The sequence below is a fragment of the Gordonia jacobaea genome, from assembly GCF_001186365.1.
GTDB lineage: Bacteria > Actinomycetota > Actinomycetes > Mycobacteriales > Mycobacteriaceae > Gordonia > Gordonia jacobaea.
Genome location: NZ_LDTZ01000020.1, coordinates 78,977 through 95,969, shown reverse-complemented (window position 1 = coordinate 95,969; position 16,993 = coordinate 78,977). Strand labels below are relative to the sequence as shown.

Below are 16,993 nucleotides of genomic sequence, written 5' to 3'. Positions count from 1 at the left end.
GGTGGTCGAGCGGCCACCGCTGGTCGAGCTTGTCGAGACCACCCGCTGGTCGAGTGCCCGCCGCTGGTCGAGCCCCCGCCCCGCTGGTCGAGCTTGTCGAGACCACTTCTGCCCACAACCCGCGCAGCCCTGGCTGCGCCGCCAAGTAGTCTGGTGACCGATGTCTGAACTGAACAACGAGCCGAACATCGAGCCTGCGGCCGACGCCGACAGCCCCGACACCGACAGCGTCAACAGCGAGAGCACCGACGGCGAGACCGCCGGTGGGCTGACGGTTTCCGAACTGCGCGACTGGCTGCGGGAGTGGGTCGCGACGTCGACCGGAATCTCCGCGGAGCAGATCTCCGACGACCGTCCGATGGAGGAGTTCGGCCTGTCGTCGCGCGATGCGGTGGCGCTTGCCGCCGACATCGAGGACAAGACCGGCGTCGTACTGACCGCGACGGTCGCCTACAACCACCCCACCATCGCGATGCTGGCCAAGCGCATCATCGAAGGCGACCCCGACGAGGGCCTCGACCTCGACGCCGAGACCTTCTGGATTCGCGAGCGCAACGCCGACGACGACATCGCGATCGTCGGCCTCTCGACACGCTTCCCCAAGGCCGGGCAGACCCCTGACTCCACCTGGGAAGCCCTGATCTCCGGCCGCGACGGCATCTCCGACCTTCCCGACGACCGCTGGGCCGAGTTCAAATCCGACCCGCGCCTCGCGAAGGTGATCGACGAGTCCAACGTCAAGGGCGGCTACCTCGACGACGTCAAGAGCTTCGACGCCGACTTCTTCCAGATGAGTCCGCGCGAGGTCGAGATGGTCGACCCGCAGCAGCGCCTCGCACTCGAACTGGCATGGGAGGCACTCGAAGACGCCCACATTCCGGCCAGCGACCTCAAGGGCGCGCCGGTCGGTGTCTTCATCGGCACGTCGACCAACGACTACCAGCTTCTCGCGGCCATGGGCCTCGACGACGGCGCTCACGACACCGCCGCCTACGCGCTGACCGGAACGTCGACGTCGATCGTCGCCAACCGCGTCTCCTACTTCTTCGACTTCCACGGTCCGTCGGTCGCGATGGACACCGCGTGCTCGTCGTCGTTGGTCGCCGTGCATCAGGCCGTACGCAGCCTGCGCTCGGGTGAATCCGACGTCGCGCTCGCCGGTGGCGTCAACATGATCATCACGCCCGCGGCGACGCTCGGCTTCGACAGCATCGGCGCGCAGGCCAAGGACGGCCACATCAAGGCGTTCTCGGCCGACGCCGACGGCATGATCCGCGCCGAGGGTGGCGGACTGTTCGTACTCAAGCGCATCGCCGACGCCCGACGCGACGGCGACACCGTGCTCGCAGTTGTCGCGGGTTCGGCGGTCAACTCCGACGGCCGCTCCAACGGCCTGCCCGCTCCGAATCCCGAGGCCCAGGTCGAGGTGCTGCGCTCGGCGTACACCGACGCCGCTGTCGATCCGCGCGGCGTCGACTACATCGAAGCGCACGGAACCGGCACGGTGCTCGGCGATCCCATCGAAGCCGACGCCCTCGGGCGCGTCGTCGGGCGCGGTCGACAGGCCGACGCGCCTGCACTCCTCGGTTCCGCCAAGACGAACTTCGGGCATATGGAGTCCGCCGCGGGCGCAGGTGCGCTCGCCAAGGTGGTTCTCGCTATGCAGCACAACAAGCTGCCTGCATCGCTCAACTACTCCGGCCCCAACCCCTACATTCAGTTCGACGCCGGACACCTCAAGGTGGTCGAGGAGCCGACGGACTGGCCGCGCTACTCGGGCCATGCTGTCGCGGGTGTGTCGGGCTTCGGCTTCGGTGGCACCAACGCGCACGTCGTCGTGCGTGAGGCGCTGCCGAGTGATCTGTCGGGCGTGGTCTCGACAAGCTCGACCAGCGGAGACACCCCGACCACCGGAGACGCTGAGTCCTCCTCGTTGGTTGAGCCGTCCCCGCTGGTTGAGCCGTCCTCGCTGGTTGAGCTTGTCGAAACCACCGACGATGACGACGAGGACTTCCTCACCGACGCCGAGCGCGCCGTCCTGGCCGCGCAGGCGAAGAAGGACGACGCGCCCGCCGAGGTCGTCGAAGCCGACCCCGCCGACGGCTTTGCCCCGTGCGCCGTCGAGGGATCGGTTGTGCCGCTGGTGCTTTCGGGATTCCTGCCGTCGCGGCGTCGTAAGGCTGCCGCCGACCTGCTCGAGTGGCTCGAGTCCGACGAGGGTGCGTCGACGCCCCTCGCCGACATCGGACGCGCGCTCGCGCACCGCAACCACGGTCGTTCGCGGTCGGTCGTCATGGCCCGCACCCACGAAGACGCAGTCAAGGGTGTGCGCGCCGTCGCGGAGGGCAAAGCCAATCCTCTTGTGTACTCGGCTGATTCGCCCGACGCCGCAACGGCGGTCTGGCTGCTCTCGGGCTTCGGCTCGCAGCATCGCAAGATGGCCAAGCAGCTCTACCTCGAGAATCCGATCTTCAAGAAGTACGTCGACCGCGTCGACGAGTACGTGCAGAACGAACTCGGATACTCCATCGCGGAGATGTTCGTCGACGACGAGCAGACCTACGGCATCGAGACCGCCCAGGTCGGTATCTACACGATCCAGGTTGCCCTTGCCGACCTCCTGCGTCACCACGGCGCCGAACCCGGTGTGCTGGTGCCGCATTCGATGGGCGAGGCGTCGGCCGCGTACATCAGTGGGGGGCTCTCGCTCGAAGACGCCACACGTGTCATCTGCCAGCGCTCGCGGCTCATGGGCGAGGGCGAGGCGACGCTCTCCGGCGACGACATCCGCCTGATGGCGCTCGTCGAGTACAGCGCGGACGACATCAATGACGTCCTCGTCGACTTCCCCGACCTCGAGATCTGCGTCTACGCGGCACCGACGCACACCGTCATCGGTGGACCCGAGCCTCAGGTCGACGCGATCGTCGCGCGCGCCGAGGCCGAGGGCAAGTTGGGTCGCAAACTGCAGACCAAGGGTGCGAGCCACACGTCGCAGATGGACCCGTTGCTCGGCGAATTGTCTTACGAGCTCACCGGAATCGAGCCGAAGCGCCTCGAAACCGGCTTCTACAGTTCGGTCGATCGCGAGGCCTTCTACCGCGCTGGACACGAGCCCGTGCACACCATCGACTACTTCCTCAAGGGCCTGCGCCACAGCGTGTGGTTCAGCCAGGCGATCTCGAAGTCGGTCGAGAACGGCCACCGGACCTTCCTCGAGCTCTCGCCGAACCCGGCGGTGCTGATCTCCGTTGCCGCAGTGACCTTTTCGGCAGGCTTGCACGACGCCGAGCTGATCGAGACGCTGCGCCGCAAGGAGGACGAGAGCTTCGGTGTCGTCAACGCGCTGATGAAGCTGTACGTCCACGGACATCCCGTCGACGTCGGATCACTGTTCGGCACAGGCGATTACGCCGACATCCCGCGAACCCGTTTCGACCGCAAGCCATTCTGGCTCACCGCGCAGATCTCCAGTGGTGGTACGGCAGGGCGGATTCCCGGTTCGCACGTCGCGCTTCCCGATGGCCGCCACGCGTGGGAGGTCAATGCTGCTGCGGTGACCGATCCGCGTGAGTTGGTTCGTGCCGCGGCCGCAGAGGTATTCGACGACGCGCGCGTCGGCGCTGCAGCTACGCACGGCGAGTTCCCGAAGACCGGCTCGTTGACCACCACACTGAGTCCGCATCCTGGCGGTGCGTCGGTGACGGTGCACACCAAGCGGGACAAGAACTTCCACCTCCTGTTCGAGGCGGTCGTCACGGGCACCACAGAAGCTGGCGGCGGCAGCGCGGAACCTGCCGACGGCGCTGCCGAGCGCGCAGACGGTGCCATAGACCCGGCGAAGGTCGGCTACACCGACACGTCGCTGACGGTCGAGGACGAGGTCGTCGACGACATCGGCAACAAGTGGGACCCGGAATCGGGTGAGTCCGTTGGTGATCGACTCGCGATCATCGTCGGTGAGTCGATGGGCTACGACCCCGAGGATCTACCGCGCGAGATCCCGCTGATCGAACTCGGACTCGACTCACTCATGGCGGTGCGCATCAAGAACCGTGTCGAGTACGAATTCGACATTCCGCAACTGCAACTGCAGGCGATGCGTCAGGCAAACCTGTCCGACGTCGAGAAGTTCGTCGCGTTCGCGGTCACCCACCGCGACCAACTCGACGACCTCGCAGGCAAGGCCGCCGGCGAAGGTGAACTCGACACCGCAGCGCTCAACTCATACATCGACGAGCAACTCGCGAAGGATGATCTCGACAAGCTCGATCAGCGGGAGACCGCCGATCAGCGGGGTGATCTCGACAAGCTCGATCAGCGAGAAGAGCTCGATCAGCGGTCGGAGGTCGATCAGCGAGAAGAGCTCGATCAGCGGGTGGAGACCGCCGCGCCGGCCAAGGCCGCTGAGGTCGCGGCCCCTGCGCCGGACCTCACCAGCCAGCAGGCCGTCGCAGAGGCGGCGGGTTCCGACGTTCCGCCGCGAGATGCCGCAGAGCGCTTGACGTTCGGCGTGTACGCGGTCATCACGGGCAAGTCGGCCGGGGGCATCTTCAACAAGCTGCCCGTGCTCGAAGAGGACGTCGCACAGAAGCTGACCGACAAGCTCAACGAGCGCACCGGTGGCGACATCGATGTCGAGGACATTCTCGATTCGGAGACGATCGAGGAGATGTCGGACTACGTCCGCAAGTTCCTCGACGCCGCGGCCGACACCGACGGCTTCATCCGCTACCTGCGCCTGGTGCCGAGCGGTAAGAAGTCGTACGACCCCACCGCGGGAGATCCGGTGCCCGCCTTGCTGTTCCACCCCGCGGGCGGTAACACGTCGGCGTACGAGGCACTGCTCAAGCGGCTTCCCGACGATCAGCCGGTGATCGGTTTCGACCGCGTCGAGGGCACCATCGAGGAACGGGTCGCGCAGTACCTGCCTCGGTTGCGTGAGGTCCAACCGCACGGCCCGTATGTGCTGATCGGGTGGTCGCTCGGCGGCGCGCTCGCGTACGGCTGCGCCAAGGTCTTGCGTGACGAGGGCGAAGAAGTCGCGTTCGTCGGACTGATCGACGTGGTCCGACCGCGCCACGATGTGCCCGACACCCCCGAGAACAAGCGGGCACGGCTCGAACGCTGGAAAGACTTCGCGATCCGCAACTACGATCTCGACCCCGACGTCCCGATCCCGATGGACCGACTCGTCGACGCCGACGACGAGGGCCAGTTCGCGATCATCATGGAGATGGTCTCGATGTCTGGCACCAAGATCCCCGGCGGCATCATCGAGCATCAGCGGACGTCGTTTGTCGACAACCGCGCGCTGACCAACATCGCGCCGCAGCCCTATAGCGGCAAGGTGATCCTCTACCGCGCCGACAAGATGCACGACGGCGCAATCGAACTCGAGCCCCAGTGGGCGGAGATCGACGAGGATGGTCGGTGGGGCGAGGTCGTCGACGACCTGGAGATCATCCATATCGGCGGCGATCACCTGTCGATCGTCGACGAGCCGTACATCGCCAAGATCGGCGCCGACCTGACGAAGCGTCTGGCCGCCGTGGAGGCGAAGGCGACCAACTAGCACCGACATCGCGACGGAACGCGAAGCGGGCCGGCGCAGCACTGACATCGAGGAAGAAGAATCACGTGACCGACACGACCGCAGCCAAACTCGCCGATCTACGCGTCCGGTTGGAGCAGGCGCGTGAACCCGGTGGCGAGAAGGCGATCGAGAAGCGCGAGCGTAAGGGAATCTGTTCTCCGCGTGAGCGTCTCGATATGCTGTTCGATCCCGGGACCTTCGTCGAGATCGGTGCGCTCGCCAAGATGCCCGGGGCAGCACACACGGGCTACGGCGACGGCGTCGTGACGGGACACGGACTGGTGCACGGCCGTCCTGTCGCTGCCTTCAGCCACGACCAGACCGTCTTCGGCGGCACCGTCGGAGAGATGTTCGGCCGCAAGGTTTCTGCGCTCATGGAGTGGGCAGGCAAGATCGGCTGCCCGATGGTCGGCATCAACGATTCGGCCGGTGCGCGCATCCAGGACGCGGTGACCTCACTGGCTTGGTACGCCGAGATGGGGCGACGAAACGATCTGCTCTCCGGTCTGTCGCCGCAGGTGTCGGTGATCCTCGGAAAGTGTGCGGGCGGCGCGGTGTACACGCCCGCGAACACCGACATCCTCGTCGCGGTCGAGGACAAGTCGTACATGTTCGTCACCGGCCCCGACGTCATCAAACAGACCACGGGCGAGGAGATTTCGGCAGAAGACCTCGGTAGCGCTCACAACCAGGCGCGGTGGGGCAACATCCATCACATCGCGCCGGACGAGAAGCAGGCATTCGAGTGGGTACGCGAGTACCTGCAGTACATGCCGTCGACCAGCTTCGAAGAGCCGCCGGTCATCAATCCGGGCCTCGAGCCCGAGATCACCGAGTCCGACTTGGCGCTCAACGATTTCATGCCCGACAGCGACAACGCCGCGTACGACATGCGCGACATCATCGTGAAGCTCTTCGACGACGGCGCGTTCCACGAGGTCGGCGAATTGTTCGCGCCCAACATCCTCACCGGTTACGCGCGCGTCGACGGGCACAGCGTCGGCGTCGTCGCCAACCAGCCGAGCGTGATGGCGGGGACGCTCGACACCGACTCATCCGAGAAGGCAACGCGATTCGTGCGCATCTGCAACGCCTTCCGCATCCCGCTCGTATTCCTCGTCGACACCCCGGGAATCCTGCCGGGACTCGTCGAGGAGCAGAAGGGCACCATTCGACGCTCGGGCAAGTTCTTGTTCGCCTACGTCGAAGCCGACGTTCCGAAGGTCACCGTCGTCCTGCGCAAGGCGTACGGCGGCGCGTACGCGGTGATGGGTTCCAAGCAGCTCGGTGCCGACCTCAACTTCGCGTGGCCGACGGCGAAAATCGCTGTGATGGGCGCAGAGTCGGCGGCGGCGGTGCTGACTCGTAGGCAGACCGAGGGCATGTCGGCGCACGACGCCGACAAGGTGCGACGCGACTTCATCGACTTCTACAACACGATGATGGCCACGCCGTATCTCGCCGCAGAGCGTGGCTACATCGACGCCGTCATCGAGCCCGCCCAGACGAGACTGCAGCTTCGAAAAGCGTTGGCGCAGTTGCGTGACAAGCAGACGATGCGCACTCCGCGTAAGCATCTGCTGATGCCGATCTGAGTTCGCTCGCAGAGAGGTAGGGCGTCAGGTGAAGCGGGACAAGATCACTCGCACCGCCTGCGTCACGATCGTCCGATCGTAGCTCTGGACAAACATGAACTCGCGACGACCGCTGGGGCGTCGCCCATGGATTTCGCGTGCGGAAAGCAGTGCGGCGAAGTGCATTCCGAGGACGGCGACGTTCCATTCCTCCACGAGAGCGTCGTCGGAACTCAGTGGTGCGTAATGGATGTTGCCCTCGCTCATGGGCCGGATTCCCTCGCCGTACACGCCGACGAGGCCCACCTTTTCCGAGAGTGCACGCCACCGTTGCGACGTCGACGGTGCGAAGCGGTGTTGATCCTGGAAGGTGCCGAGCACCACCGCGACGCTCGCCTCGGTCGCGGTCCGCTCGAGGTCCTTGCTCATCTCGAGCAGCAGTCGTTCGTCGGCGAGACGTGGCGCACCCGACTTCGATGCGATGGCGAACGGTGTCTTCTCGTCGGTGGACGGCGTTGTGCGTGCAGGCAGCGGAGGGAGTTCGGAGATCGAGCCGAGCACACGGTCGTCGGCATCCGACACCGGCGGGTGCAGGGCGCCCAACCCGTATCGGGCGCCGAGGGTCTGAGCGGTCCGCCGATCGGCCTCGGTGTCGACTCCCGTTGCGATGACGATCGCGCCGGTGCGTTCGGTGTGTGCGGCGAGTGTGTGTGCGAGGTGCGCGGTTTCGGGTGTCGGAATCGGCGCGAGGATGTCGGGGTGCAGTAGCACGACGTCGGGTTCGACGAGCGTGAGTAATGTCGCCGTCCTACGATCCGCGCTGACCCCTTCGACGGCGATCAGTCGTCCGTCTCGCCGTGCCCGTGCGACCTGGGCGAGCCGCGACTGCGGACGCCGCAAGACGCTACGCGGTTCGATCAGCAACGCAAGGGTCTCACCATCTGAGTAGGTGCGCTCCGGATCGTAGAGGTCGATGTCGACGGCGAGGAAGAGCGGAAGAGCCGCGGAGACGCGTCTGGCCGCCGCGGAGTCGGCGAATGCGAACTTCCGCGAATCGAGGACCGTGCGCTGTTCCATGAGCGTCGCGGTTCGACGCAGAGCGCGCGGGGAGTCGAAATTGGTGCCCTTCGGGCCGCTGAGCTCGAGACTTGCCCCGACCAGGCTCCCGCCCGACAGTTCGAAGACCGGGCTGAACTGAAGCCTCAACTCCATACCCTGGAAGATCGACGCTGCGTCCCCGCCCCTGGTACTCGTCAGACCTTGGCTCATCCCTCACGCTCTCTGACGGAGCGTCGATGTCGCCCCGACATCTACGGCGCGGTCGGACCGCGCTATTCGCTGTCGTGAAGTGCTGATGCGACGAGCACTCCGAGCGTGAGAGTAGCAAACACTGCGACGATGGAGGCGGTGAGCGCAACGGAATCAAAGAGGCTGTCGACGGTGATGCCGATCCACAGACAGCCGATGGGGAGGAGTCCGGCGATGAGGAGGGTGCTGTGTTCCTCGTGGTTGTCGGGGGCGGGCACGGTTCCAGTGGTGGACTCGCGACCCACCTTTGGGTCGGTACCAGAGGTCGAAACCGGAGAGGCGTCGGCACGTAGCGAGGGGAAGTCGCCGGTGTCTGCTTGCTCGACGAACGGATCGAAATAGTGCTCAGGAGCGGTCTTTTCGAGCTCCGCGTGCTCGAACCCGACGATCTCGCCGAAGTCGTTTGTCTCGTAGCCGTGCTCGCGCGGGGAGAGGTCGTGTGAGGTGTGATCCAGGATGCTCATCGTCGCTCCAATGGGAGGGTGAACCCTTGTCGGAGGTCCACTGCGGAAGCGGTTCAGCAGAATTCGGTTCGCTGGACGTACAAGCCTTTTCTGTTGCGGTTTCTCGCGGTTTCTTTACATACTCAACGGTAGGCCACGAGAATCCTTGCGGTATGCGAACCAAATCCTTGTTAATTGAAATGTGACCACTTCGGAATCGGATCGCGTGCGTGTCTCGGGGTGCGTCATCGGCAAGCAAGGTAAGCCTGAACTTGCTGGTAGAAGTCCATTTTCGTATCACTCACAAGCGCCGCACAGGTAGTCGTAGGTGACTGTCAAGTAACGGTATGGCCTACCAAGTGACCAATGCCGAATGTCACGGCCATCGCGATTGCGCCACCGATCACGACCCGAATCATTGGTCTCCACGGTTTCGAGCCGCCGAGGATCGCGCCGAGGGCTCCGGTTATCGCCAGTGCGATCAGGACAACGACAAATGTGACCGGAATCCGAATCGATGCGGGCGGCGCGAGGATTGCGATCAGGGGTAGGACTGCTCCCGTCGTGAACGACACCGCCGACGAGACTGCCGCCTGCCAGGGGTTGGTGAGCTCGTGCGGATCGATGCCCAGTTCGGCTTCGACGTGCGCGTCGAAGGCATCATGCTCGGTCAACTCGCGCGCGACCTGACACGCCGTCGAATGTGTCAGTCCCTTCGCTTCGTAAAGGCCCACCAGCTCGTCGAACTCGGCTTCGGGTTGCTCGGCCAGTTCCCGGGCCTCTTTGTCGAGCAGTGCGCGTTCGGTGTCGCGCTGGGTGCTGACCGAGACATACTCGCCGAGCGCCATCGACACCGCTCCTGCGGCCAACCCCGCGATTCCCGCGGTGAAGATCGGGGCACGATCAGTGGTCGCGGCGGCAACGCCGACGACGATGCCCGCCGTCGAGACGATGCCGTCGTTGGCCCCGAGCACGCCAGCCCGCAACCAGTTCAGCCGATTCGCGAGCGACCCCGCGTGCGGCTCGTCGCCGTGACCGTGGCTGTGTCCTGGCTCCTCCGCGTGCTCTGCGCGCCGTGGGGGTTCTGCGGGTTCCGCGGGCGAAGAATCGTCGACGCTCATGAGCACCAATGATGCGCGCCCACGCCGTTGGCGCAAGCAAGGTGATCATGTCCTCACCACGCTGGACGGCTCGACCCGAGCCGCAAATACACGTGTTTCTGACACATGCACGCGAAGCTTTGCTCGCGTCTGTCAGAAACACGTGTTTCTACGACGCCGCGCCGGCGCCCGGTCAGTACCCGCTCGAGCGAATGGGACCCGGGTCCCAGAGTCCCGATCGGCGCGCGGTGCCGAGTTCGAGCTGTGCCGGTGGCGCGGGGTCGACCTCGGTGAACCGCTGCAGTCCGCCCCAGTCGCGGCCCCAGTTGTTGCGCAGGTATGTGGGGAGCAAGGTGGGGATGAGCATGGCCTCGGTGATACCGAGCGGCCCGCCCGCGGTCCCCGACATCCAGGTCTGGCTGTTCTTCTGGGTGGCCTCGGCGTCGGGCATGATGCGCCAACGCGGTACCTGCATCACACCGTTGCGCACCTTCATCGGCTGCTGGCACGGGAAGACGAGTCCCGACACCCAGTCGATGAAGACCGGATCTGTGGTTCCGACGACCTCGTTGAGCGTCCGCAGGGCCGGAACCCGTGGCGGGGTGACTGCGACCCATTCCGACGGTGCTCCGGATGTGTCACGCACGACGACCCGCGCGAGCGTCGCCTGTGCCGGTGCATCGGCGAGGGGGAATCGGAGGTTGCGCCACGTCGGAGCCGTTCCGACGTCGAGCGGCGACATCGTGCCCAGACGCTGCACGGTGCCGCCGGCGCCGACGCGTCCGAATTCGACGGTCACGTCCTGACCGTCGCTGCGCAGTCCGTCACCGTCGACGGCGTCGACCGAGCCCGCGACGGCGATCGTGAGCAGCGGCTTGTCGGCGCTGCGTTGGGGTACCTGGTACCAGTCGGTTGTCACCGAACCGGTTCCCGACGGCGCGCCGTAGGAGCCGAGTACCGGGGTGGTCGCGGGGTCGAGTCCGAAGGGCAGTCGCACAGTGGAGCCGTTGACGCCGCGCGCGCCCTGCCCACCCTCGGTGCCGCCCTGCGAGGCGTCGGTTGTCTGGTCGCGATCGTCGGAACCCGCGCCCGTCGGTGCAGAGTTGGTGGGCGCCGAACTCACGGCGCCCGACGATCCCGACGAGTCCGTGTCCTCGGTCGCGTCGACCGACAGCTTGTTGGCCACACCGTTCGGGGTGAATCCGACAGCCGAAGAGCCCTGCCCAGCGCCTGCGAGAGCGTCGGAGATGCTCGGCGCGGGGCGGCCGTCGACGGCAGCGGGTGCGAGCATGCCCGTGTTGACGTCGGCCTCGACGAGGACGTCATTGGCGAGGCCGCACTCGTTGCCGGTGAGAGCGCGGGCGTTGGAGTTCAGCCACGACCACGAATCACGTTGCACGTAGGCGGCTTTTGCGAACGAGGCCACCATGAACAGCACCATGAAGATCGAGATGACCGGCAGCGGAGAGAATTTCAGCTTGCTGTACCAGTGATCGGAGTGGCCGGTTCGCGTCTGTTCGTCGGTGTAGTCGTCGCGCAGGTGGAACCACAGACCTGCCGCCGCAGTGAGAACCGCTGCGATCAGGAATACCCACCAGAGGCTCACACCGCCGATCGACGGCTGCCTGTCCCACCAGGGGATGCCGTAGCTGCCGACGAACCACCAACCGTTGGTGCCCGCGAACGAGATTCCGGTGACCGCGAGTACCGCCGCTGCGAAGAACGCGCGGTTGCGGCGTGAACGCAGAATGGTCGGCGCCATCATTGCGCCCGCGGCGGCGGCGAGTCCGCCTGCGATTCCGGCGTAGACGCCGAAGTGATGAGTCCACTTGGTGGGTGTGAAAGCGATGAAGAACATCGTGCCGAGCGTGACCGCGATCAGCCGCCAGATCGGTGCGCGCGCAATGCCGTTGGGATGCTGCTTACGCAGCAGTCGCAGGAGTACGACGACGAGGCACAGGATCATGATCAGCACGCCGTAGCGGCGTGCGAGCGTGCCGTCGGCGGTGGGCAGGATGAGGTAGTAGTAGCGAATCGGCTCCTGCCACCACTCGAGCGTCGGACCGACGTCGGTGGCAACCTTGTTGCCCGCGATCAGCGGCGCGAGTGGCTGGTCGGCGAAGATCTCGTACAGCACAAGGGTTCCGGCCGCGAAGATCGGCGCGAGCATGGGGAGCAGTCCGTCGCGCCGACGTCGGGTCACGATGGTGCGCACGATGGGACGGACACCCGCGAGCAGGGCGGCCACGGCCATGAGACCACCGGGAGCGAGTGCAAGGGTGAACGCGGCGACGGCGACGGCGACCGCGTACGGCAGCAATCTGCGTGTGGCGATGGCACGTTCGACGCAGCACCACGTCAGGAGTGCGCCGACCGCTTCCGCTGGTTCGGGCCGCAGACCGTTGTTGTAGGGCAACCAGAGTGCGAGATAGACGAATGCCGCCGACCACACGGCCGGAGTGCTCGTGCGCACCGCTCGTCCCAGCCGCGGGATCACCTCGCGGGAGATGAGCCACCATCCGAGAAGTCCGAGTAGGAAGGCGGGCAGGCGCATCCACGGTGTGGCGAGACTGACGTGCGTCATCGCGGAGATCACCTGGAAGTGCCAGCCGAAGGGGTCCTGCGGCACACCGAAATAGCGGAAGTAGTTGTCGGCGTAGCCGGCATCGCCGGTGATGCGTCCGACGATGAAGTTGTAGCCGTCGTCGGATGTGTTGGCCCCCGCCAACCACCAGAACGCCAGTATGGCGAGTACCGCGAGGTCGGGGCCGCGGATGGTGAACCAGCCGGCGGGCAGGAATCGTCTGTGGCCCCTGCCATCTCGCGAGTCGAGCACGCCGAGTGCGACCAGGGACAGCAACGTCATGATGATGCCGACGATGATCGCGGCCAGTTTGAGCGGCGTCGGCGAACTCACGTATCTGGTGTCGATCGTGGCGTGCATCGACAGGCCGTCGCGCGACGCAGACCCGGGAAGGTCGGTGTAGACCCCGACGATCTGCGGGCGCATCTCGTGGTCGGGAGTCGAGTACGTCAACGGGCTGCCCGCACCTGCCGACGTGCCGTCGATCTTCGCGTTCACCCCGCGCTCGTCGGCGTGGAACACCACCGCACACGACGAATTGTCCTGAGCGGCTGCGCGTTCGGTCGAGAGAATCACGACGTCGCGGTCGGTGACGGTGATCGTCGACGCGTCGGCGCGGACGAACAATCCGCGCGCGCTGGCGTCCTGACCGCCCGCGGGCGTCGTCGACATCAGGACTCCACCCGACGCGGGCAGGTCACGGGCGAGTGAGCACGGAACCCGCAGATCCATGTCGACGGGAACGAACGAGACGAGCGGTGCGGCGACGTTGCCGACGCCCTCACCCTGCGGCCACGACAGGGCCGCTGTCGACTGTGTGACCGGCAGCAGCGGAGTGGCAACCGCGAGAAGGACACCGAGCACTCCCGCGACGGCAGCGATGATCTGCGCTCGGCGGTAGTTGCGTGGCGCCCCGGTGGTTGGTTCGTCGCGTTCCGTGCTCTGGGTCGGCGGCTGCGGTGTCGGATCAGTTGTCATCGGACTGCGGCTCCACCCTGATCGAACCATCGTGTGACCAACCCCAGCGGGTGGTCTGTGACGTCTGTAGCTGTGCTGACGGCGCGTCCGGGGTCAGTGGTGAAAGTCGTTCCAGCGCACCCCATTCCCGTGTCCAATCGTCCTTGAGATAGGTCGGGACGGCCTGGGCGGCCGTCGTTGTCTCCGAGATGCCGAGCAGGCCACCGTCGACCCCCGCCTGCCAGGTCTTCGACTGGGAGTTGGCGAAGGGATAGTCGGGCAGGATGCGCCAGCGCGGGATCTCCGCGACCCCGTTGGTCACCCGCATCGGCTGCTGGCACGGGAAGTGGGCGGCAACCATGAAGTCGATCAGTGTGGGAGTCTGTGATCCCACGACCTGCTGGAGTGTCTGCAGTTGCGGCGCTCGTGGCGGGGTGATGCCGATGAACTGGTACTGCCCGAGGTTGTTGTCCAACAGCGACATTCGCATCGCCGATGCTCTCGGTGGCGCCGCACTCATGGGTACGCGCAGGTTGCGCCACGGCCGGTTGGAGATGACCGGTCCGGGGTCGATCGGGAGGATGTCTGGCCCGATCTGGGTGAACGACCCGTCGGGTCCCCTGGTGCCGAACTGCACGACCAGTTTCTGTCCGAAGTTGGTCACCCCGAAGGTGTCGACCGTCGAGATCGCACCCGCGGCCGAGACCACGAGCAGCGGGGTCTTCGCGCGATCGGCGGGTAGGTCGTACCAGTCGGTGGTCAGGCGGGCTTCGCCCGCGTAGCCGTAGCTGCCGAGGACGGGCGTCGTCGCGGGGTCGAGTCCGTACGGAAGTGCGACGGTCGAACCGTTGACGGTTTCGGGTCCGCGGCCGCCCGTGGTGCCCGCGCCCAATCCGCCCGTGATCGAGAACGGTCGTGCGGGACTTGCCGCCACGTTCATCTGGCCGGGCCGTTGACTGCCGGGCTCGGGGGAGAGATCATCGGGAATTCCGTTGGGGGAGAATCCGACTGCCGCGTCCGGTCCACTTGTCGCTCCCGAGAGTGCCTGCGTCGCCGTGCGTCCGTCGGCGGGTCGCAGCATGCCGGTGTTGGGATCGGATTCGACGAGCACGTCGTCGGCCATGCCACAGTTGTTGCCGCGCAGCGTGTTCACGTTCTCGGCGAACACGGTGGTCGCCGGATAGCGCGATACCGCCCCTTTGGCGAACACCAGCAGCTCCGCGATCACCATGAGTCCGGCGATGAGCGCGATGGGCGACGACGCGAGGAAGAGTCGTCGACGATCAGCCCGCGTCTCGCCGGGGCCGTCCGTCGTATGCGAAAGTCCTTTGTTCTCAACGTAGTCGAGTCGCAGGTGCTGCCACACCGCGATTCCGGCGGCGATCACGGCCAGGATCAGGAACAGGGTCGACACCGGTCTGCCCGCGATGATCGGGGCGCGGTCGAACCACGAGATGCCGTATTCGTAGGCGAATGGCCAGGCGTTGTAGCCGGCCATTGCGGCGGCGAGGGCGAAGAACAGTCCCGAGACGAAGACCGTCAGATTCCGTGCCGAGCGTGCGGCCGATTGCGCGACAGCCAGAGTCGCGATCGCTGCGATCGCGGCGGCGAGTCCGGCGAACACCCCGAACTGAATCGTCCACTTCGTCGGGATGAAGGCGAACAGCACGAGGGTCACGCCGACGGCGCCGATCAGTCGCCATGTCGGGCCGGCGTGGACACCGGCAATTCGTCCGCGCCGCAACATCACTGCGACGGTGACGACCATTCCCGCCAACAGCAGCAGTACGGGGACGCGGCGGGTGAGCGCTCCGTCGTCGGTCACGACTGAGATGAAGTAGTAGCGCAGATACTCCTGATACCAACCGATGACGGGTCCGACGACGTAGCGGACGCGGATCGCCTCGATCACCGCGGCAATCGTCTGGTCGCGGAACACGACGACCAACACGAGAAGTCCGGCGGCGATGGTTGGTGCGACCAGGGGGAGCAGACCGTCGGAGCGTCTGCGCACGAGCAGCACGTGCAGCAGTGCGCGGGAGGAGGCGATGAGGATCGCGACGCCGATGATGCCCTGTGGCGCAAGGGCAAGAGTGAATGCCGCGAGACCCGCTGCGATGGCTCCGGGGAACAGTTTGCGGGTCGCCAGTGTGTGCTCGGCCGCCCACCACGTGAGCAGTGAGCCCAACACGATGATTCCCTCGGGACGCAGACCGGAGCAGAACGGCAGCCAGAACGCGGTGAAGACCAGTGCCGCCGACCATTGCGCCCAGCCGCTGCCTCGAATAGCAGAACCCAGTCGGGGCAACAGGATTCGACTCAGCACGAACCACGAGGCGAGTCCGGCGATCAGCGCGGGGATGTGCATCCACAGAATCGACGGCGAGATCGACGACCAGTGGGCGAGGAACGAGTAGTACCAGTCGAACGGAGCCTCGGGGATTCCGTACCAGCGGTAGTAGTTGGCGAGATAGCCGAACGACGACGCTGTGCGTCCCATGTTGAGGATGTACCCGTCGTCGGGACTGCCCGCCCCGAGGAACAACCAGATCACCAGTACCGCGGTGACCGTCAGATCGGTGGCGCGGGGACGCAGGATGCGCAGCCACCCGGCGCGGCGTCGGGCTCGGTGCCGCACGTCGTCGCTCATTCGGTCGAGCAGGAAGAGTGCGACGAGCGAGACGATCACCGCGAGCACTGCCAGAACCATGAGGACGGTCTTGAGTGTCGTCGGCGAGCTCTCGTAGCGATTGTCGATGCGGATGTCGACCCGCATCCCCGCGTCGGCGGCTGCTCGAGCCTGGTCGGGCGTCAGGTCGCTGAACACGCCGTCGATCTGCGGGCGCTTGTCGGGGTCGAGGGTTGTGGCGGCACCGAGGCCGACGAACTGCGCGCCGGGTCCGTCCGGCGACGACCAGACGTGCAACTCGCTACAGCGACCCAGATCGGCTCTCGGCGCCGACGCCGCGACGGAGTTGCGGAAGGTCGCGGTGACGGTGTCGCCCGCGGTCACGTAGAGGGCCGAGGCCTTGGAGTCCTGTGCGGAGACGGCCATCGTCGACATGATGAGCGTCGACTTGCCCGCCGGTACGTCGGCGAGGACGCGGCACGGGATGCGGACGTCCAGCGATTGCGAGGTCTGCGCGATCAGCGGGGCGGTCACCGACGACGTCGTCGACGCGAGTTGTTGACCCTGCGGCCAGGAGAACGACGCGTCGGTGCTGTGTACGGGTAGGAATCCGATCAGCACGCACAGCACGGCACCGAGTAGTCCGGAGACGGTGGCGACCAGCCCGACGGTGCGACGTGAGCCGATCGTCGAATTGTCGGCCGGTGGCGAAGCATCGGACTCGGCTGGCGGGGCTGTCGCAGGCACGGTCACTGATGTTAGGCGATTACGTCGCGCCGCCCGCCCGGTGCCGCGATCAGCG

Annotated in this window: 7 protein-coding genes; 2 read left to right on the top strand and 5 right to left on the bottom strand. The window is 66.0% G+C overall.

Annotation, left to right across the window (positions count from 1 at the left end; translation table 11 throughout):
* Positions 1 to 160 precede the first annotated feature (160 nt).
* Complete coding sequence (pks13, locus tag ABW18_RS17115; RefSeq protein WP_049700189.1) at positions 161 to 5,575, top strand: polyketide synthase Pks13; 5,415 nt, start codon at positions 161 to 163, stop codon at positions 5,573 to 5,575.
* A gap of 65 nt (positions 5,576 to 5,640) precedes the next feature.
* Positions 5,641 to 7,191: an acyl-CoA carboxylase subunit beta gene (locus ABW18_RS17110; protein WP_049700188.1), complete on the top strand. Its 1,551-nt coding sequence runs from the start codon at positions 5,641 to 5,643 to the stop codon at positions 7,189 to 7,191.
* A 24-nt stretch (positions 7,192 to 7,215) separates the two neighbouring features.
* On the opposite strand, the gene ABW18_RS17105 is transcribed toward ABW18_RS17110, so the two are convergent.
* The 5 genes from ABW18_RS17105 to ABW18_RS17085 all read right to left on the bottom strand — a co-directional run bounded on the left by ABW18_RS17105 (position 7,216) and on the right by ABW18_RS17085 (position 16,938).
* The gene (locus ABW18_RS17105; RefSeq protein ID WP_231894228.1) at positions 7,216 to 8,382 is read right to left on the bottom strand and encodes a DICT sensory domain-containing protein; all 1,167 of its coding nucleotides are present in this window, start codon (positions 8,380 to 8,382) and stop codon (positions 7,216 to 7,218) included.
* A gap of 119 nt (positions 8,383 to 8,501) precedes the next feature.
* Positions 8,502 to 8,942: a hypothetical protein gene (locus ABW18_RS17100; protein WP_049700186.1), complete on the bottom strand. Its 441-nt coding sequence runs from the start codon at positions 8,940 to 8,942 to the stop codon at positions 8,502 to 8,504.
* Between the two features lie 314 nt (positions 8,943 to 9,256).
* Positions 9,257 to 10,042, bottom strand: a complete 786-nt coding sequence (locus tag ABW18_RS17095) for a VIT1/CCC1 transporter family protein (protein ID WP_049700185.1) — start codon at positions 10,040 to 10,042, stop codon at positions 9,257 to 9,259.
* Between the two features lie 172 nt (positions 10,043 to 10,214).
* Complete coding sequence (locus ABW18_RS17090) at positions 10,215 to 13,583, bottom strand: arabinosyltransferase domain-containing protein (RefSeq protein ID WP_197494540.1); 3,369 nt, start codon at positions 13,581 to 13,583, stop codon at positions 10,215 to 10,217.
* Positions 13,573 to 16,938 (bottom strand): arabinosyltransferase domain-containing protein, encoded by a 3,366-nt coding sequence (locus tag ABW18_RS17085; protein ID WP_082938013.1) that lies wholly within the window; start codon positions 16,936 to 16,938, stop codon positions 13,573 to 13,575. Before ABW18_RS17085 ends, ABW18_RS17090 begins: the two co-directional genes overlap by 11 nt.
* Positions 16,939 to 16,993 lie beyond the last annotated feature (55 nt).